The 18,150-nt window shown below is 36.6% G+C and carries 21 protein-coding genes; 15 read left to right on the top strand and 6 right to left on the bottom strand.

Annotated features, from left to right (window positions below; genetic code table 11):
- Positions 1 to 55: 55 nt before the first annotated feature.
- Complete coding sequence (locus Q5760_RS07655) at positions 56 to 163, bottom strand: YjcZ family sporulation protein (RefSeq protein WP_428911610.1); 108 nt, start codon at positions 161 to 163, stop codon at positions 56 to 58.
- A gap of 388 nt (positions 164 to 551) precedes the next feature.
- Between Q5760_RS07655 and yiaA the strand changes: the two genes are divergently transcribed.
- Complete coding sequence (gene yiaA / locus Q5760_RS07660) at positions 552 to 1,022, top strand: inner membrane protein YiaA (protein ID WP_428911611.1); 471 nt, start codon at positions 552 to 554, stop codon at positions 1,020 to 1,022.
- Positions 1,023 to 1,460: 438 nt separating this feature from the next.
- Positions 1,461 to 2,300, top strand: a complete 840-nt coding sequence (locus Q5760_RS07665; RefSeq protein ID WP_428911612.1) for a YitT family protein — start codon at positions 1,461 to 1,463, stop codon at positions 2,298 to 2,300.
- Between the two features lie 121 nt (positions 2,301 to 2,421).
- On the opposite strand, the gene Q5760_RS07670 is transcribed toward Q5760_RS07665, so the two are convergent.
- Positions 2,422 to 3,003, bottom strand: coding sequence for a glucosaminidase domain-containing protein (locus Q5760_RS07670; protein WP_428911613.1), 582 nt, complete (start codon positions 3,001 to 3,003; stop codon positions 2,422 to 2,424).
- 204 nt (positions 3,004 to 3,207) lie between these two features.
- Here Q5760_RS07670 and Q5760_RS07675 point away from each other — a divergent pair, with 204 nt between their 5' ends.
- From Q5760_RS07675 to Q5760_RS07705, 7 genes are all read left to right on the top strand, one after another.
- Positions 3,208 to 4,122, top strand: a complete 915-nt coding sequence (locus Q5760_RS07675; protein WP_428911614.1) for an ABC transporter ATP-binding protein — start codon at positions 3,208 to 3,210, stop codon at positions 4,120 to 4,122.
- Complete coding sequence (locus tag Q5760_RS07680) at positions 4,119 to 4,865, top strand: ABC transporter permease (protein ID WP_428911615.1); 747 nt, start codon at positions 4,119 to 4,121, stop codon at positions 4,863 to 4,865. The genes Q5760_RS07675 and Q5760_RS07680 overlap by 4 nt, the downstream gene beginning before the upstream one ends.
- An 11-nt stretch (positions 4,866 to 4,876) precedes the next feature.
- Positions 4,877 to 5,605, top strand: a complete 729-nt coding sequence (locus tag Q5760_RS07685; protein WP_428911616.1) for an ABC transporter permease — start codon at positions 4,877 to 4,879, stop codon at positions 5,603 to 5,605.
- Between the two features lie 28 nt (positions 5,606 to 5,633).
- Complete coding sequence (locus Q5760_RS07690) at positions 5,634 to 6,359, top strand: response regulator transcription factor (protein WP_428911617.1); 726 nt, start codon at positions 5,634 to 5,636, stop codon at positions 6,357 to 6,359.
- Positions 6,356 to 7,783, top strand: coding sequence for a sensor histidine kinase (locus Q5760_RS07695; RefSeq protein WP_428911618.1), 1,428 nt, complete (start codon positions 6,356 to 6,358; stop codon positions 7,781 to 7,783). Before Q5760_RS07690 ends, Q5760_RS07695 begins: the two co-directional genes overlap by 4 nt.
- Before the next feature lie 164 nt (positions 7,784 to 7,947).
- Positions 7,948 to 8,097, top strand: a complete 150-nt coding sequence (locus Q5760_RS07700; RefSeq protein ID WP_428911619.1) for a hypothetical protein — start codon at positions 7,948 to 7,950, stop codon at positions 8,095 to 8,097.
- Between the two features lie 509 nt (positions 8,098 to 8,606).
- Positions 8,607 to 9,014 carry a hypothetical protein gene (locus Q5760_RS07705; protein ID WP_428911620.1) on the top strand — a complete coding sequence of 136 codons (408 nt, stop codon included), beginning with the start codon at positions 8,607 to 8,609 and terminating at the stop codon, positions 9,012 to 9,014.
- A gap of 45 nt (positions 9,015 to 9,059) precedes the next feature.
- Here Q5760_RS07705 and Q5760_RS07710 read toward each other — a convergent pair whose 3' ends face one another.
- The 3 genes from Q5760_RS07710 to Q5760_RS07720 all read right to left on the bottom strand — a co-directional run bounded on the left by Q5760_RS07710 (position 9,060) and on the right by Q5760_RS07720 (position 11,895).
- On the bottom strand, positions 9,060 to 10,172 hold the full coding sequence (locus Q5760_RS07710; RefSeq protein ID WP_428911621.1) for an ABC transporter permease: 1,113 nt from the start codon (positions 10,170 to 10,172) through the stop codon (positions 9,060 to 9,062).
- Positions 10,173 to 10,174: 2 nt separating this feature from the next.
- Positions 10,175 to 11,104 carry an ABC transporter ATP-binding protein gene (locus tag Q5760_RS07715; RefSeq protein WP_428911622.1) on the bottom strand — a complete coding sequence of 310 codons (930 nt, stop codon included), beginning with the start codon at positions 11,102 to 11,104 and terminating at the stop codon, positions 10,175 to 10,177.
- 224 nt (positions 11,105 to 11,328) lie between these two features.
- Complete coding sequence (locus Q5760_RS07720; RefSeq protein ID WP_428911623.1) at positions 11,329 to 11,895, bottom strand: permease; 567 nt, start codon at positions 11,893 to 11,895, stop codon at positions 11,329 to 11,331.
- A gap of 641 nt (positions 11,896 to 12,536) precedes the next feature.
- On the opposite strand from Q5760_RS07720, the gene Q5760_RS07725 reads away from it, so the two are divergent.
- The 4 genes from Q5760_RS07725 to Q5760_RS07740 all read left to right on the top strand — a co-directional run bounded on the left by Q5760_RS07725 (position 12,537) and on the right by Q5760_RS07740 (position 14,898).
- On the top strand, positions 12,537 to 12,875 hold the full coding sequence (locus tag Q5760_RS07725; RefSeq protein ID WP_428911624.1) for a hypothetical protein: 339 nt from the start codon (positions 12,537 to 12,539) through the stop codon (positions 12,873 to 12,875).
- A gap of 216 nt (positions 12,876 to 13,091) precedes the next feature.
- Entirely contained in the window at positions 13,092 to 13,718 is a 627-nt protein-coding gene (locus tag Q5760_RS07730; protein WP_428911625.1) for a fumarylacetoacetate hydrolase family protein, read from the top strand.
- Positions 13,719 to 13,897: 179 nt separating this feature from the next.
- Entirely contained in the window at positions 13,898 to 14,602 is a 705-nt protein-coding gene (locus Q5760_RS07735) for a hypothetical protein (RefSeq protein WP_428911626.1), read from the top strand.
- 38 nt (positions 14,603 to 14,640) lie between these two features.
- Positions 14,641 to 14,898 (top strand): hypothetical protein, encoded by a 258-nt coding sequence (locus tag Q5760_RS07740; protein WP_428911627.1) that lies wholly within the window; start codon positions 14,641 to 14,643, stop codon positions 14,896 to 14,898.
- Between the two features lie 53 nt (positions 14,899 to 14,951).
- Here the strand turns inward: Q5760_RS07740 and Q5760_RS07745 are convergent, their stop codons facing one another.
- Entirely contained in the window at positions 14,952 to 15,254 is a 303-nt protein-coding gene (locus tag Q5760_RS07745) for a DUF2651 family protein (protein ID WP_428911628.1), read from the bottom strand.
- A gap of 644 nt (positions 15,255 to 15,898) precedes the next feature.
- Between Q5760_RS07745 and Q5760_RS07750 the strand changes: the two genes are divergently transcribed.
- Together Q5760_RS07750 and Q5760_RS07755 are read left to right on the top strand one after the other, a co-directional pair.
- Positions 15,899 to 17,431 (top strand): BCCT family transporter, encoded by a 1,533-nt coding sequence (locus Q5760_RS07750; RefSeq protein ID WP_428911629.1) that lies wholly within the window; start codon positions 15,899 to 15,901, stop codon positions 17,429 to 17,431.
- Between the two features lie 17 nt (positions 17,432 to 17,448).
- Positions 17,449 to 18,144 (top strand): TetR/AcrR family transcriptional regulator, encoded by a 696-nt coding sequence (locus tag Q5760_RS07755; RefSeq protein ID WP_428911630.1) that lies wholly within the window; start codon positions 17,449 to 17,451, stop codon positions 18,142 to 18,144.
- Positions 18,145 to 18,150 lie beyond the last annotated feature (6 nt).

The following is an 18,150-nucleotide window of genomic DNA, read 5'->3' on the forward strand; positions in this document are numbered from 1 at the left end:
TCGGCTTTGATTTTATTCTGGTGAAGCTAATTTATACAAAATGGTGATTTATCGATTAATAGAAACCTCCGCCCCAATAACTAGCACCAATGATGATTAAAAGAATAAATAATACGATTAATAAGGCGAAACCTCCGCCACCGAAACCAACTGCTCCAGACATAAAATCACCTCCTTCAGAATTAGGAGGATATAAGTATGGGTCCATACATACTATGTGCTAACAAGGTAATTGACACTGATTTTTTATATGTTTAGAAATTTAAATAAGTTGGTATTCATATTTGAAGATAAGGTTAAATAAAAGGAATCAAAAAGCTTAATCATGCAGAGTGGTTTTTACGATTAACACTTGAACAGCGATTCATTGGATATCGTTCATTTTCTGCTAAGTGAATAATAAAATAGAGAGTAAATCCTTTAATATTTTTAATGGTTTTCTAAGTTTTCCAACAAAAGGTAAATTTTCTTTAAATTATTAGAATTATCTTTATAATATAGGGTGGGAGTGTATTTCAATTTCACAAAAAAGAGATGGGGGAAATGAATCAATGTCTAATGATCAAGAGGTTTTGTTTGAGAATGGAACACCAAATGAGCCAAAGCCGAAAGTGGAAAGAAAAGAAGGGGAACCCACTTCAGCTTTTAAAGGGGCATCTTGGGGAGCCCTGATTGTAGGGGTTGGAGCTTATTTAATCGGATTGTTTAACGCAACCATGGAACTGAATGAAAAAGGGTATTATTTTGCTATTTTAGTATTTGGACTTTATGCAGCGGTTTCTTTACAAAAAGCAGTACGAGATAAGGAAGAAGGAGTCCCGGTTACGGGGATTTATTATGGGATCAGCTGGTTAGCCCTTATTATTTCAATTGCATTAATGGGTATTGGTTTATACAACGCAGGCAGTATTGTTCTAAGTGAAAAAGGATTTTACGGGATGTCCTATGTGCTAAGTATCTTTGCAGCAATCACCGTTCAGAAAAATATTCGAGATACAAAGAGGGCAAGAGAAATCGATTGATAATGGGGTAGGCTTACTGGGTGATTAAAAATGGGGGAGGTTCTTAAAGTCTGGGAACCTCCTTATTTGTATGCACTTTCTTTCATTTACAAAAAAAGGAAAGTGAACTTTTGGTCTCTTTTAAAATATGGTCTAGATGTTATTTTGATTTTACATCATAAAGCTTTGTTTTCGTAACTAGGACAGAGGCTGTCACTCGGACTTGTGTGATGAATTTGAAATGATGTTACTTCTGTTCTAATAAGGGTGATTGGTGATGGGGATATTCCAGTTTCTGGAAGGTGCCTGTCACCTTTTTGTTTGTAGAAAAGAGTGAAAAATGGGGTGAAACACTTAGAACTGTCCCCGTGTTTTCAATATTGATTTTATGGGGAAATAACTATATGATTCAAGTGGTTGAGGTTTACGTTGTGCTTATAGAGAGAAAGGGATAGTTATATGAAAAAAACATTTTTTGAAATCTTAGCGGTTATTATCGGTTCTTTTCTTTTTGCGATGTCGGTTAATGTATTTATTATTCCGAATGAATTAGGTGAGGGTGGAGTTACGGGAATTACGATCATCCTTTATTATTTATTTGGATGGTCTCCCAGTATCACCAGTTTCGTCTTAAATGGCATGTTAATTCTAGTAGGGTATAAGTTTTTAAATAAAACGACGACCATTTATACGATTATTTGTGTGATTAGTTTATCCATTGCCTTGGATTTGACAAAAGGATGGACGATTCAATCAGATGAACTTATTTTAAATAGTATTTTTGCCGGGGTTCTTACAGGCATTGGCTTAGGAATGATTTTACGCGCAGGAGGAACGAGTGCAGGGACGACGATATTAGCCAAAATAACTCATAAATATTTACGTTGGAATGTTAGCTATGGATTGCTATTTTTTGATTTGTTGGTCGTAATGGCTTCTTGGTTTATCATTGGAACAGAGGGAACCATGTTAACCGTTTTAATGTTATACATCGCTACGAAAGTGATGGATTATATGATAGAGGGTTTATCTTCTAAACGAGCGATCACGATTGTATCGAATAATTATCAGGGTATCGCCGAGAAAGTGAATGAAGAAATGTATCGGGGGGTAACGGTTCTAACCGGTTACGGTTACTATACGAAACAGAAAAAGGATATTTTATACATCATTGTCAGTAAACAAGAAATTACCCGACTCAGAAAAATTATATTAGAAGTGGATCCCAAGGCATTCATTACCGTTCAAGATGTGCGGAATGTATTTGGGGAAGGGTTTTTAGGGATATCGGATAATTAAAGATGGACTTATAGCAATTAGATTCTCAACTTAGGGTTCTTGAAATAAAAAGAAATGCAAAAAAGGAAAACCTATTAATTTTATGGGTTTTCCTTTTTTATATGGAAAGAAGAGATTAATACTAGTGAAGAGAGTTTTTTACTTCTATAAATATATGATTTAGATTTTGTCTCGCTTCAAGAATCATGTTGTTGTATAGATTTAAAATTGATTGCCCGTAAGTTGTCCCAGGGACTGCCCACTTTCCGTTTAGATCTACCCATTTGCTTGCAGACCCTCTAGTGACGAGATGAAAACGTGGATCCATCAATGGATATCGATCAGGTAAAGAATTTGTTGTGGCATAAGCAAATAAGTGTTGAATTTGGGCAAGCACCCCATCCCTTGGTGATTGAAAGACTGCGCCCGGCTGATCGGGTCCTGTTGTCCCTATACCTGAAAAGTTATTTTGTTCAGGATTCACCACTCCTGTAAAGCGAAGATAATTGGTTTCATGCATCGCTTGGGCAAAGGCGACATCTCCTCGAATTCCGTAATATTCCCCGAAGATTAAATAATATATGCCTAACTCCAATGCGTTAGGATTAATCCTTTTAATAAACTGGTCCATCTGCTCTGGCGAGAGATAAGTTGGACCTAGGATGGAATATCCAGCAGCTGGACCTCCTTGATTAAAGTTGTTGCTACTATTTTCGGGAACCATCTCATTCCTCCAAATTTAAGAATTTATCTCTTTATCGATATGGTATTCATATGAATTTGTATAGGTCTAAATGTTAATTCTCATTCGTTTAGAAGAAAAAAAGAACCGTTTTTCCATTTTTAAGGTTGAGTTAAGGTTCACCCCATTTAGAGTTAAGGTAGAACGTTTAGAATAGGGGGAACGAACGATACTGGAGGAGAAATGATGGCGACTAATGTGATTGAAACAACGAATTTAACGAAGAAGTTTGGTAAGTTTTTGGCGGTAGATTCATTAGATTTACAGGTTCCAAAGGGTGGAATTTATGGGTTTTTAGGACCGAATGGTGCAGGGAAATCGACGACGATTCGGATGCTGCTAGGGTTGATGAAGGAAACAGGCGGGCAGGTCCATATATTTGGAAAATCGATAAAAGAAGAACGGTTGGAGATCTTGAAAAGAGTGGGTTCGATGGTTGAAACTCCTTCTTATTATGGTCATCTATCAGCTTATGAAAATTTAGAAGTGACGAGAAAAATCTTAGGGATTGAGAAAAAGGAAATTAACCGAGTATTAGAGATTGTAAAATTGACGGACGTACAGAATAAGGTCGTAAAAAAGTTTTCCCTAGGGATGAAGCAAAGACTTGGAATTGCCCAAGCTCTTTTAGGTAGCCCCGAACTGTTGATACTTGATGAACCGACAAATGGGCTCGATCCATCAGGGATTATTGAAATGCGGGAGTTGATTAAAAGCCTTCCGGAAAAATACGGAATGACTGTCTTACTATCAAGTCACATTTTAAGTGAAATCGAGCTAATGGCAACCCATGTAGGCATTATTAACAAAGGACAATTACTCTTTCAGGGAACAATGGATGAGTTACGAGCGAAGCAAAAAGCAGAGATTGCATTGGAGGTGGAACCACAAGCAGTGGTTGAGGATTATTTAAACGAGATTGGGATTCCCTATAAAAAAGATGATCATTATTTCTATTTAAATGCCAATTATCAACCATCAAGAATCAATCGGGAGTTGATTATGAATGGGTTTGAGGTACATCAAGTTCTGGTGAAAAAGCATTCTCTAGAGGAAATCTTCTTATCGATGACAACAGGGAAGGGGGAAATCATCCAATGAAGATCACAACGTTGTTATGGCTTGAATTGTATAAGCAGAAAAAGGGTTGGATCTGGCTATTTTTAGTGGTTATCCCATCAGGTACCACGTTGGCGATGTTTTTGGATTTCACGATCCGTTATGATTATCTTCTTGATACGGCACAACCTGGATTCTCTTCATGGGATCTGTTGTTATTGGAAAATCACCGAATCCTTGGGTGGGGATTGTTTGTGCCGATGTTTATTGGGATTATTTATGCCTTTTTATATCAGGTGGAAGAATCGCAAAATAGTTGGAAAAAAATCCTTTCTTTGCCTGTCCAACGTGAGAGCGTCTATGTTTCAAAATTTCTTGTTGGTGTCGTTTTGAGTAGTCTTTTAATTTTGTTGAATATGCTAGGTCTTCTTTTAGTTGGAAAGATCATGAACTTTCCAGAACAAATCGAGTGGGGAAAGTATTTCTCTTATGTAGGAAAACAAATTTTGATGATACTCGCGGTTGCAAGTATTCATAATTGGTTAAGCTCCTATTTTAAAAATATGATCATTCCGATTGTGATCGGATTTGCAGGAGTTATTTTATCGTCTTTTGTGATTTTTAGTTTTCCAGAAACAGCTACGGTATACCCATATGCCTTTGTGTTTTTCACAGATGGTTTGGTTTATCAGGAGCAAACAGAGGTGTTTAGAAACAGCGTGATCCTGATGCTCCTATTTTTAGGACTTGGCACATGGCATTTTAAAAGAAAAGATATATTGTAAGGGGGAGGAACATGAACGTTCTGCTACAAGTAGAATTATATAAATTAAAGCGTACAAAAATCATCTTAACGACAACGATTTTAACCTTATTGGCTCTCTATCAGGGCTATGATTTTGCTAAAATGGGAATAGAAGAAAATGCAGATGAAGTATTTAGAGGATTTTTATATCAAGGGACAATGGCGGTCTACAGCTGGCTTGTTCTTCCCTTAATCATCACGGTTGTACTGGCGATGATGGCGCGTATGGAGCATAGCAATAACAGTTGGAAACAGTTGCTGGCGTTGCCGGTTGAAAGAGGAAAGGTCTATCTATCTAAACTAGTCGTTGGAATGGGAATCATGTTATACAGTCATGTGTTACTCTATGTCGGGATGCTGAGTGCTGCGTTTTTGCTTGGCATTGAAAAAATTCCTCATGAATGGATGCTCGAGCGGTATAGTATCTTGTTTCTGTCTTCTTTCGCGATTACGGGAATTATTTTTTATAGTAGTTACCGGTTTTCTCATTTTGGCGTTCCTATGGTCATTGGTGCCGGACTTGCTTTTCCATCGATGCTTGTTGCGAATTCAGAGAAATATTGGATCTTCTATCCATGGGATTATCCTATTGTATCATCCATGAGTTATGTGTTTGAAACTGGTGGAAAAAATGTCATCATGTTACTGGTCTCGATTTCGATTTTTCTATTATCTGTATTCATCGGGTATTTTCGATTTCGAGCGAAAGATGTTCTTTAGGTGAAATAGAAAGGATGGCACATACATCATGTCATTAACGGGTTTAAATAATAAACGAATTTTGCTTGTCGATGATGAAGTCGATTTATTAAATTTGCTAGAAACGGTCCTTAAGAAAGACGGCTTTCATAAGATTGACAAGGCGACTACCGGACAAGAAGGATTACAACTTTGTGAAAATAATAAACCGGATGTTATTATCCTGGATATCATGCTTCCAGATATGGAGGGATATGAGGTTTGTCAGAGAATGCGAAAAATCACGTATGCCCCGATTATTTTCTTGTCCGCAAAATCAGAAGAAATTGATAAACTGCTTGGTCTTGGTATTGGTGGTGATGATTATGTCACTAAGCCGTTTAGTACGAAAGAAGTCGTTTTTCGAATCAAGGCACAGTTGCGAAGAAATTCATATTTAGTGCAAAGTGGTGTCGAGGATGACAAAATTGAATTTGGTGATGTGATGATATTTCCAAATAAAGGGGAAGTGAGAAAAAGAGATCGACTGATTTCAATGACTGCAAAGGAGCTTCAGTTGCTGATTTATCTTGCAAGCCATCCGAATCAAATTTTTAGCAAAAGTAAAATTTGTGAAGCGGTTTGGGGAGAAGATGAAATCGGCATGGATAATACCATCATGGTCCACATTCGACGTCTTCGAGAAAAAATCGAAGAGGATCCGAGTAAACCGAAATGGATTGTCACCGTGAAAGGGCTTGGGTATAAACTGCAAGTTCGAGGGAGCCAATCATGAAATGGAAAATCACCACGCAGTTTCTGATTTATATGATTCTCAGTTTACTGCTTTCCTTTTTTGTATTTCTTATCCTGAATTTTGTTTTCTTTTTTAATAATTTTGGGAAACAGGATCGTATCTTGCCCTATCAGAATCCAAGTACGTATACGCTAGATTTTGCAGATCATATTGTTCTTTCTGATGGAAAAGTAACCATTCCCGATGCTAGGTTGGCTGAGCTTGAGGAAGGTGATATTTGGATTCAGGTTCTCGATGAAAATGGAACTGAAATCTATAGTCGATTTAAACCGGAAAAAGTACCAGTTCACTATACGCCTGCTCAATTGATTCATTATCATAAATTTACGGGAGCACTAGCTAAATCGACCATTTTTATTGGGATGCTGGAACTTGGTAATCGAGATTATAGTTATATCATGGGATTTCCTGAAGCCGTGATTGGGAAGGCGACGATTAATTATCGAACAGAAACGCTTCTGCGAGATTTCTTAATAGTCGTTTTAACCGTCGTTACAGTCGTTACGTTTATTGCTTTGTTATTTGGTTACTTTTTTAGTAAACGATTAGCAAAACCACTTGTGAAGATCGTAGATGGAATCCAACATTTAGTGAAAGGAAATTTTCAACATCATTATCATCCTAAGGGGATTTATAAAAATGTTTTCCAAAATTTGAATGATTTGTCACGGGTGCTTAAGGTGAATGAGGCGGAACGGAGAAAAATCGAGAAGACAAGGGAAGAATGGGTCACAAATATTACCCATGATATTAAAACGCCACTCTCTTCGATCAAGGGATATGCTGAATTAATTGGAGAATACGAACTGGATAAAACCGAAAAGAACCGATATGTGGACATCATCCTGAATAAATCGGATTATATCCATCAGCTTGTTGATGATTTAAACATTACCTATCAGCTGAAAAGCACGCTCTTTCCGTTAAAAAGGAAGGAAGAGGATTTAGTAGAAATCGTAAGAGAATCAATTATAGAGATTTTGAATCACCCATTATACGAGGAAAGAAATATCGAATTTTCTACAGAAATGGAACAGTTTTTCTTTTCTTGCGATAAAACGTTGATTCAACGGGCGATTATGAATTTGATTTACAACGGGATTGTTCATAATCCGAAAGATACTAGGATAAAGGTTGAAATCAAGAATAAACAAGGTCGACTTTCGATCATGATTGAAGACAATGGGGTTGGCATTGCTGCAGAAGACCTCGGAAATTTATTTACTCGTTATTACCGTGGAACCAATACCGGAGAAAGCCATAAAGGCAGCGGATTGGGACTAGCGATTAGTAAACAAGTGGTGGAAGTCCATGGTGGTGAGGTTTTTGTTGGGAGTGAATTAGGGAAAGGGACGAGGATTGAGCTTGTTTTTAATGATGAAAAGAAGGGTCGGGACCTGTAATTTGTTATAGCGTTTGAGGATTAAGATATGGCAGTATTTCCTTCTTATCATTTAATTGGGGTAAGGGGAGTAAAGCAGAAAAATGATTAAATTGGGCTAAGCACCTAATTTTCCTTCTGACATATAGTGGCTACTGTGAGTATATAGAGGAAGGAAGAATGGCGATGAATAAAGATTTAGTGACAACATCCACGAACGGTGAAAACACCCAGACATATGAAGGGTATCATGATTTCAAGGTCATTGAGGTCAATGTATCAAGCCCTACAGAAAGCTTATATGCGGTTTGTACACCTGTTAAGATAAAGGAATAGATGACATCATTCTGATGGTGCGCAATAGGTAGTATACAATTAAAAAAGGGTCAAAACTACCATTATTGGCAGTGCTGTCTTGGGGAACAATATTTTTTTAATTTTTTAGCGGATCGTTAAAAAGCTGCTGATTCTCTTATCAAAATCAAGAGGGGAGACCAAATAAATATACGGAAAAATTTCCCTTAAATAGAAAATATGATTAAAAAAAGCTTAAATAGACAGAGAGAGTCCGCCTATTGGCCCGAAAAGTTCGCAAAGGGGAGATTCTGCTTTGCATAATCGGAACATCTCCCCTTATATACCCTGAAGCGAGCTGTATTCTGATATCTAACCGGAAAATTTCCGCTTATTTACTTTCGCTGATTCTCGTTTAAGGACAAGACATCTTATTTAAATGGAATTGCGTTTTTCTCAAAAACCCACAAGAATCTATATCAATTCATTTTAAAATGGAAAAAGTAAAGACGTGAGTTAAAAAGAAATCGTCATCTGAATATCCATGGCTGATGATGTTAGCAGCAACCAATATCCAAAATAAAACGGTAAACGAAGAAATGATTCAAGACCTGGAGGAATTTGCGATGAAAGAACAAGAAATTCGTGAAGCCTTAATTGAATGGGAAACAATAAGCAGAAATAAAGAAAATAAAGTTTTGTATGAAGCGAGATTAAAGTTTCTTCGTGGTGAGCTTGCATGGATACTATCTGAAAAGAAACGGGCAAGGGAAGAAGGAATGCAAGAGGGCAGAGAAGAAGGAAGACAAGAAGGCATTCAAGAAGGTTTAGCGCAAGGAATGGAACTAAGTCTTAAAAAAGTTGTTAATAATGAGTTGAATCAAGGTATGACGTTTTCAATGATTGCTGAAATAACAGGATTAAGCGAGAAAAAGGTAGAAGAATTAGCACATTCATAAAAGATTGACATCTCCCATAAACCGGAAGATGTCAATCTTTTTTCATTACCTTGTCGCAACAAGCGATTTTCTTTTGTAAAACAAGGATCCGAAGATAAAGGAAATCACGCCCCAAATGACCATATTGCCGAATCCTAACCAGATGGAACTAGTAAAGATGCTCGTTTCATAGACCATACTATCCCTTAATCCTTCAGCAAAATAGGTGAGGGGGAGAATGTTCGATACAGGGTGAAGCCACTCTGGCATCGATTCAATAGGGAAAAAGATACCACTCAAAAACATCATAATAAAGCTTGTAATATTGGCAACGCCCATATAAGCCTCTGTTGTTTTGCTAAACGATGAAATGAGATAACCTAAAGCATTGAAGGAGAGCGCGCCCACTAAAAAGACCACAATTAAACTGAGAAAATTAATATAGAGGTTTGCTCCAAAAACAAAGACTCCGATTAGAGATAAGAGAATGATTTGAACGATGCTAAAAAGAAGTCGCATGATCATATCACTTATTCCGAAGATACCCATATTGGCGGGTGTCATACGCAGTCTTTTAATTAATCCCTTTCTCCGCATCTCCACGAGATCAACCATTCCGAACAATCCACCCTGTGCAATGGACAAAGCAATCATTCCAGTTAAAAGGAAGTCTGTATAGTCTAGTGAATGATCTCCGGCTGAAATGGATGTGTATTCTACTTGATATATTGGTTCGGCTCCAGCCATTTGTAAATTCGATTGTTGAACAAATTGATCCAAGATTCCAAAGATGACTTGAGTCGTCATATTTTGTTCGTTTTCTTTATTTACCACTAGTTCAATAGCCGTTGACTGTGCAGAATCTGGTAAGATGATAGCAGCATCCACTTCTTGTTCTTCGACCCACTGCGTTGCATCATCTAAACTAACTGGTTTTTCTGATTTAATTTCCATACCAGTTACTTGTTTAAGCTGATCTAACATTCGATCAGAGGTTTCATTTGGTTTTTCGTTGACAATTGCAATACTTGTTTGGAATTCTTCATCAGAATTTCCTGAGAAAATCACCATAAAAATAGACATCAAGATCACAGGAAAGAAGATCCCCCAAAACCAAGCTTGTTTTTCTCGAAGGGTTAATTTTAATTGTGCTAGAAACATTTGTTTAAATTGTCTCATCCTTAGTCCCTCCATTCCTTTCCTGTAAAGGAGATAAAGACATCTTCAAGGCTTTTTTCGCGAATGGAAATCTGTTCCACTTTGTATTCATTCTCTTTTGTAAATTTAAACAAATCATAAAGGGTGTCCTCAGGATGTAAGGTCCATAATTTTAATGATGTATCATCCCGTTCTATTTTTTTTACAGAATCAAGCGTTTTTAGAAATAATTCACCTTCAATCGCAGCTTCTTCACCGTCAAGAAAAGATAAGCGGACTTCTCTTTCTTTTGATAACTGTTCGATAAGGGCAGATGGCGTATCAACAGCAACAATCAGCCCTTGGTCGATGATACAAACGCGATCGCTTAATTTTTCCGCTTCCTCCATGTAATGGGTGGTTAGAATAATGGTTTTCCCGAGATTCCTTAGTTCCAAAATAATATCCCAGATATTCCTGCGTGCTTGAGGGTCTAGTCCAGTTGTGGGTTCATCAAGAAAAATAATGTCGGGATCACTAATCATCGCAAGGCCAATCGCAAGTCGTTGGCGTTGGCCACCTGAAAGTTTTTTGACATGATTATTTCGATGATCTGTTAGGTTGATTAATTCCAAAATCTCTTCAGTAGGTCGTGAATGGCTATAAAAGGTAGAAAAAAGATGTAAATTTTCCTCAGGGGTTAACAAGTCAAACATGGCACTGGATTGCGGCTGAACGCCAATCATTTTTTTGATCGTGTTTGCATCACGATTCCAATTCCAATCTCCAAAATGGATCTCCCCTTGGTCTGGTGTTACCAATCCCTCAATCATTTCGAGTGTAGTCGTTTTTCCTGCACCATTGGGACCAATGATGGTGAAAACTTCACCACCATCGACCGAAAAGCTAATGTCCTGAACGGCTCGAATAGTTCCGAAAGACTTCTTTAAATGTTTAACCTCTAAAACAGACATAGGATTCCTCACTTTCATAAAAGAAGGTATGAGAAGAAATGGATGTTGGTATAGAAACAAAGACAAATAGGGAGTACAGGTTTAATGTAGTCTCGTGAACATTAACTCCTATATGTATCAACATCGATATGGGAAATTTGATTCGTTTTTTCTCTCCATCCACCATTGTATTTTGAAGAAGTCACATTCATCCCTACTTTTTTGAAAAATCAAATATCCCCTTTTTATAAAAAAGCATCGAATCCTAATGACAGGAAAAGAAAAAGCGTGACCGTACAACCAGTAACAATGGATTTTGTTCGATGATTCGATTCAGATGTATTGAGTAAGTACTTTATATACATAAAGGAACCAACCGCAAGGAGAAGAAATTCGATCAGGATGCTTACATAAACAAACTCCCATATGCCAAAACCAAGGAGTGGTAGATTCCCTGCATTTCCAGGGAGAATGGGCAAATCAGGTCGATGAACAAGTAAATCAAGAATCCAATGGCTAAAGGCCACAGAACCGATGATGATCCCTGATCTCCTTCCCCAAAAGCAACCAGACAGAAATCCTGCCAATAAGCTAAGAATAAAGGCACCTAAGAATGAATGAGTGTAGAATGCAAAAATCATCATCTTTCCATAGCCGCCTTCACCAATCGGCTCCATCCATTCTAGCCCGGCTAAATTAAATGGAATAAACGCAAGATCTATTAATTGTGTACTGACCAATAGCGCCCAAAGCGGCAGTTCTGGAACTTTGCTTTTAACCGCAGTAGCAACCCCGAAGTGTCCAGCAAACATATAATCATCCCCTCATATACGTTTCTATTAAATCCTTTGCAATTTCCATTATAGAGTATCGGTAGGGATAAAAGTCATAAAGGTATTGTAAATTTTGTAAATTCAGAATAAAAGAGGATGTAGTTATCCTTATACTTTAGATGATTTATCTGTCAAAGGTCATTGTTACTATTGTCACATAGGCTTATAAAGTTATTCAACAGTGTAAAAACGCCATTTAAGAACGATCATAAATCGTATTTACTACTAGTGGACCTCTGTTTTTATCTGTATCTTTACAGATTTGTGAATATTCTAGTCATTCGATTTTATCAATCTCTGATTATGTTATACTCTACTAGGAAAGTATTCCACTATACCATTCTATCTTGATTTGATATCCCGTTTTACTCCAAACAAAACCTCGAAAAAGGAGCCAATCATTTTTTCCATAAAGAATTTCTGTTCAAATACCATTCAATCATCTTAATAAATTCAAATATTTACCACGTTTTTGATCTTCATTGAATCATCACGTTATTGCTATTTACAACTCTCATTATTCCATATATCTTTCTAATCTTGATATCATTTATTTTCTTTTAAAAGCGATATAAACGTATTCCAGTTTATATATTTATCATTTAGAGGAGGACATCATAATGGGTCACGATATTTTTGGTTTTAATCGAGCGGGGGAAGAAATTGCTTATGCGCGATTTAGTATGGGAAATTATAATTCGATTATCCTTTACGAGGTACTTCATGCAGAAGAATATTATGCAGGAGTTAGTGGAAGTGGTGGTAGTACAACTTTTTCAATGCAACATTGTGAAAAGGCCATGGAAGAATTCAATCATCTGCTAAAAATAAACGGCTACTCTTCCAAATCTAATCACCGTGATAAATTGCCATGGGATCTTAGGCAAATCTCGGAGTTTATTGAAAACTGTTTAACAACATCTAAAAAAGAAGGTAAAGTACAAGTGTATTTTGGCTAACCTTTTCCTCATTATCTACAAAGTGTTCATGTCTTTCTCCTTGTCCTTATTTAATAATTCCTTTATTCTAAAAATAGAAAGCTAACTTTTTAGAAAAGTATTAATTTTTTGTAGGTCTTAATCTCATAAATTAACCTTCGATATGAATCCTCATAATACTTACTAAAAAAAGTCGCTTTTCTTTTATAAATGATAAAAAGATGATGAGGTAAAAAAATGAAACCAATTAAAAATATCTATTGTGTCGGTAGAAATTACGTTTCACATGCAAAGGAATTAAATAATGCAGTACCAACATCTCCATTCTTATTTTCGAAACCAACCCATGCCTTAGTTGAGGCAAATGGACAAGAGGTCGTTTTACCAGGGGATCAAGGGCCCGTGCATTTTGAAACCGAGCTTGTTCTTCATATTGGAAAAGATTATAAAGAAGGAATGAACGTTGATGAACTTGTTGATAAAATGGCGTTAGGAATTGACTTTACATTAAGAGATGTACAAAGCGAATTAAAAGAAAAACGTTATCCATGGTTACTAGCAAAAGGTTTTCCGAATTCAGCACTCCTTACGAAATTTATTGAATTCCCAGGAGAAGCCGCTTGTAAAAGGAAGAATTTCTCCTTGTTCAAAAATGGGGAGCAAGTTCAAAATGGCAATATCACGAATTTACTGTTTGATCTGCAAACTATCATCGATTTCTCAGCTAAGCATTTTGGGTTAGGGGAAGGGGACATTATTTTTACCGGAACCCCTGAAGGAGTCGGTCCTGTTCAAGATGGGGACAGCCTTACCCTACACTGGGGAAGCGAAACCCTCGGGCAAAGTATTATAAGACTAGTTTAAGAAAAGGGCGACAGATAACCTCTTGTTACTAGAAAATGTCTGTCGTCTTTCATGGTGAAGGACACAAATATCTCTATTAAAATTAGATTTAATAGATTACCATTTAGATAATAATATTAAATAATAGAGAATGAAGAAAATTCAAGTGAAACCATTCGTAAGAATTCAGAGGTGATGGAATGATTGAGTCAATTTTACTATTTGTTTTGTTATTACTAACTGCGCTTGCTCGTTATCTTGTATATGGTGCGTTTGAGCCAGTGATGTTCTCAATGATTTTTCTATTTCCGGTTGCAGCTTTGGTCATTTTCCTCATTAGTAAAAAGCTTGCTGATAAAGAGCGTGCTTATAAGCCGAAAGATATAGAAGCATGGTCATTTTATAATGCTCAAAAATCGCTAATGATTCGAAAACCGCTTTTTAAAGGGAACGAGAGAAGAGGCTATGTGAAACGGTATTTTCCACAGAAATGGCAGTATGCCTTAGGAGATATTTTGGGCTATAACTGGTACTTGTCCCTAAGAATCCAAATAGACCAAGATCTATATGATGTTCGCTGGTACCGGGAAAAATGGTTTGATCAGCAGGATCATTGGTGGATTTATAAAAATGGAACCCCCATTGGCTTCGCACAAACGATGATAAATTTAAAAAACACAGCTAAATTTAAAGAAGCCATAACATATGTTATAGATGATCAAACCTATCTCTCTTCTGCTACGTCAATTTCATCTATCATATCCTTATCTCAAGATGATGATGAAGTGGGTACGTTAAAACGCAACCATATGTTGAGCAATGTACAAGTATTGGATGTGGTAGAGAACCGTCCAGAATGTCTTGTTCCTCTAATTGTTCATTCGTATTATTATAAAAATAAATAATCGGATTTTAGATTTATATAAAAAAGGGGAAGGTCCGTATGATTGTAAATTTTCTTTTTCATCCGGTATTTGCTTTACTGCTTTTTGTAACTGGAATATGGATGGGAAGCATGGTGGATCCGTTATTTGGATTAATCACCATTTTAGGCGGGATGTTACTAGGCGCATCATCAATATTTGAGAATGGTAGAGACATGGATAAAAAGATTAAAATTTTATTTATTGCTTCTTTTATTTTCCTACTTAGTTTAATGTCTATAGCTTATATGACAATAACGGTATTTTTCCTTCGATAAGAAGAGTGACATTGCATCTTCAAGAATCTGGTAGGTTCATGTCTTGTTTTATTTCATTGTATTCTTTTGTCACTTAATCGAGTACCTATACTTCCTATAATGGAGAGTATTAAATAAATTAGAAAGAGAATACTATCATCATATGTGACGATTTCAAAAAAAGGAGGTAAGATAATGAGCGTAATGATGGGCATGACAAACCATTTTTCGGTTTTTTTTGTGCCGTAAATGGACACTCCTAAAACAATAGCCGGATAAATAAAGAGGCCGAAGGTTAGACTTTCCCCATATAGGTTGTAAACACCACCTTGTACCAATCCTTGAATAAAGAATGCAATAATCAGGATTCCGAACAATAGCTGTGCATAATAAGCAAATTTTAAATACGGATATTGGTATTCATTCTATTAGATTCCATTTTGACAATCCCCTAATTAAAATGTGTTTTATATAGTTTATTCCTAGCTTTGAAAACCTAACTATTTCTTAAAACTCCACATACTCATTTTATTCGCTACTTTGTTCATATTTTACATAAATCATGGCGTGTTGTAGATGCCGTCTATTTTTGAAAAAATCTAAAAAAACAACATAAACCTTTTTAAACTTCAGCTTTCTTTTGACGTTTTAAACTGATGGTAATGTTAGGGATTCCTGGCTAGTCTTTATCATGACTGGGTTATTACACCTGTTTTTAAATTTTATTCTCTCTTAAACTTAGCAAAATGATCGCTTTAAAATCATTTACGCGTGATAGGATTGACGAATGATTTTGTTTCATGAAATGGAGTCATTTGCATTTTAATATTTTAAGAGTTTCATTGAGGGTGACAGGAACCCTCCAGAAAATGGTAACTACTTTTTTTCTTTTTTTCTGAATTTTACCTTGTCCTATTATGAATATGTATGTTAGTATGAACATGTTCATAAAATGAATGTGTTCTTAAAATGAACATGTTCATGTTATAAATCTATGATTTGGGGAGGAATGTAAAGTTCGATGAATGATTCAAAACTAGAAAAGTCAATATTTTGGCCGTCAATCTTATTTATTATTTTGGTTACAGGTTTACTCGTTATTTTTAAGGACTCTGCAGGTCCCGTTCTTTCGGGGATGTTGACGTCGATCACGTTTAAACTAGACTGGGCATTTGAGTTTCTAACCATTGGTTTGTTTATACTATTAATATGGTTAATGTTTGGCCGATTTGGTCAAGTCAAGCTAGGTGGATTAAATGATCGACCTGAATTTTCCAAGCTCAGTTGGGGAGGCATGTTATTTACAACAAGTATGGGTACCAGTATTATGTTCTGGTCCATTGTTGAACCGCTATATTACTATGTGGGACCGCCGTTTGGAATCGAAGGTAAAACGGCAGAGGCTGCAGAATATGCGGTAACTTACGGATTATTCCATTGGGGGCTTTCTGCATGGGCACTTTATGCTTTGCCATCTGTTGTCATGGCCTATAGCTTTTATGTGCTAAAAAACCCTTCATTGAAAATCAGTTCTGCCTGTCGAGGTGTGCTTGGAAAACATGCAGATGGCTTTGTAGGAAAAGTCATCGATATTTTAGTCATTTGGAGTATGATTGGAGGACTAGGAACTTCTCTTGGTCTGGGTGTACCGATGATTTCTGCTATTATCGGAGATCTTTTTGGCATCGAATCCTCTTTAGGATTAAATATTGCAATCATTATATTATGGACGATTATCTTTACTTCGAGTTCATACCTAGGTTTATATAAAGGAATTCGTAGATTAAGTGATATTAATGTCTATTTAGCTTTTGGTCTGGCTCTATTTGTGATTATTGTTGGACCTACCTTATTTATCTTATCTTATTTTACCAATAGCTTTGGGTTAATGCTTGATCAATTCTTTAAAATGAGTCTTTACACAGATCCTATTAATCAAGGCGGATTTCCGCAAGCTTGGACCGTTTTTTATTGGGCTTGGTTTGCTGCTACGGCTCCGTTTGCAGGGATTTTTATTGCTCGAATTTCAAAAGGACGTACGATTCGCGAACTTGTTTTCCATGTCCTTCTTTGGGGATCTGTAGGTAGTTGGCTCTATTTTGCCGTTTTTGGTGGATATGCCATGGATCTTGAACTAACAGGAAAAGTCATGTTAACGGAAATTCAAGCGACAATGGGAGATCCTTCAGTAATCGTTGCTGTTCTTAATTCACTTCCACTGTCAACACTTGTTTCGATCTTCTTCGTCATTCTCGGGTTTATCTTCTTGTCCACATCCCTTGACTCGGCAAGTTTAGTGATTGCAAGTGTAGCAACAAAAGAACTTGATGGGGAAGCACAACCCGCACGCTGGCATCGCTTGCTATGGGGGATCGTTTTATCTGCCCTTGCGATTAGTCTTACGATGACAGGTGGACTGGATGTTGTTCAAACTTCATCTGTGTTGGTAAGTGTTCCAGTATTACTGATGTACATTTTAATGGCTATGTCTTTAATCAAATGGTTGAAGAAAAATGAAAAAATTCATATTTATGTTAATAAAAAAAGTGAGTAAATGGAGGACGTAAAAAATTGGCTAAAGAGAGAAAAGGGCTTCAACGTGCACGTATGTGGAAATACTTTCTTGATGCAGCAACGGAAATTATTGAAGAAGAAGGAATTGAACATATGACGATTCGGAAGATTGCTGATCGAGCAGGGTTTACTGCATCGACTGTGTACAATTATTTTAAGGATCTTTCTCACTTGAAGTTTTTCACAGCTATGCGGTTTACGTCAGATTATGTTAAAGAACTTCCGGACTATTTAAAGTTAGGCAATAATACGGTTGAAAGATGGTTGTATTCATGGGAATGCTTTTGTAAGCATTCCTTTGAAAGACCTGAGATGTATTCGGTTATTTTCATGGACAATCTGGGATCTTCTCCACAAGCGTTATTTGATAATTATTACGCGATCCATCAACATGATTTGACCGGTCTACCAGAGGACCTTCAATCCATCTTAATGGAATATGATTTTTCTAAACGTAGTGCGATTTACATTCAAGCTGCTGTTGAAGAAGGATTTTTGAAAGAAGAAGATGTACAAATGATTGCCGACACCACCTTGATGATTTGGAAAGGCATGATGAATACGTATATGAACAAACGTCGAGGGTATTCGAAAGAAGAGGCGATCAAACGAACACTAGAGTTAGTCACCAATTGTGTCATGAATGTCGTAGAGCCGGAAAGACGGAATGAAATTAACTTTGATCGTTTTTAGGAAAGG

The organism is Niallia sp. Kr1 (assembly GCF_050389805.1).
Taxonomy (GTDB): domain Bacteria; phylum Bacillota; class Bacilli; order Bacillales; family Cytobacillaceae; genus Bacillus_BD.

Coding starts and splice junctions, on each gene's coding strand:
- Q5760_RS07740 (WP_428911627.1), top strand. CDS start 14,641: ATGATTGTAAATTTTCTTTTTCATCCGGTATTTGCTTTACTGCTTTTT.
- Q5760_RS07685 (WP_428911616.1), top strand. CDS start 4,877: ATGAACGTTCTGCTACAAGTAGAATTATATAAATTAAAGCGTACAAAA.
- Q5760_RS07710 (WP_428911621.1), bottom strand. CDS start 10,172: ATGAGACAATTTAAACAAATGTTTCTAGCACAATTAAAATTAACCCTT.
- Q5760_RS07700 (WP_428911619.1), top strand. CDS start 7,948: ATGAATAAAGATTTAGTGACAACATCCACGAACGGTGAAAACACCCAG.
- Q5760_RS07750 (WP_428911629.1), top strand. CDS start 15,899: ATGAATGATTCAAAACTAGAAAAGTCAATATTTTGGCCGTCAATCTTA.
- Q5760_RS07670 (WP_428911613.1), bottom strand. CDS start 3,003: ATGGTTCCCGAAAATAGTAGCAACAACTTTAATCAAGGAGGTCCAGCT.
- Q5760_RS07705 (WP_428911620.1), top strand. CDS start 8,607: ATGATGTTAGCAGCAACCAATATCCAAAATAAAACGGTAAACGAAGAA.
- Q5760_RS07680 (WP_428911615.1), top strand. CDS start 4,119: ATGAAGATCACAACGTTGTTATGGCTTGAATTGTATAAGCAGAAAAAG.
- Q5760_RS07655 (WP_428911610.1), bottom strand. CDS start 163: ATGTCTGGAGCAGTTGGTTTCGGTGGCGGAGGTTTCGCCTTATTAATC.
- Q5760_RS07735 (WP_428911626.1), top strand. CDS start 13,898: ATGATTGAGTCAATTTTACTATTTGTTTTGTTATTACTAACTGCGCTT.
- Q5760_RS07690 (WP_428911617.1), top strand. CDS start 5,634: ATGTCATTAACGGGTTTAAATAATAAACGAATTTTGCTTGTCGATGAT.
- yiaA (WP_428911611.1), top strand. CDS start 552: ATGTCTAATGATCAAGAGGTTTTGTTTGAGAATGGAACACCAAATGAG.
- Q5760_RS07675 (WP_428911614.1), top strand. CDS start 3,208: ATGGCGACTAATGTGATTGAAACAACGAATTTAACGAAGAAGTTTGGT.
- Q5760_RS07665 (WP_428911612.1), top strand. CDS start 1,461: ATGAAAAAAACATTTTTTGAAATCTTAGCGGTTATTATCGGTTCTTTT.
- Q5760_RS07730 (WP_428911625.1), top strand. CDS start 13,092: ATGAAACCAATTAAAAATATCTATTGTGTCGGTAGAAATTACGTTTCA.
- Q5760_RS07720 (WP_428911623.1), bottom strand. CDS start 11,895: ATGTTTGCTGGACACTTCGGGGTTGCTACTGCGGTTAAAAGCAAAGTT.
- Q5760_RS07725 (WP_428911624.1), top strand. CDS start 12,537: ATGGGTCACGATATTTTTGGTTTTAATCGAGCGGGGGAAGAAATTGCT.
- Q5760_RS07695 (WP_428911618.1), top strand. CDS start 6,356: ATGAAATGGAAAATCACCACGCAGTTTCTGATTTATATGATTCTCAGT.
- Q5760_RS07715 (WP_428911622.1), bottom strand. CDS start 11,104: ATGTCTGTTTTAGAGGTTAAACATTTAAAGAAGTCTTTCGGAACTATT.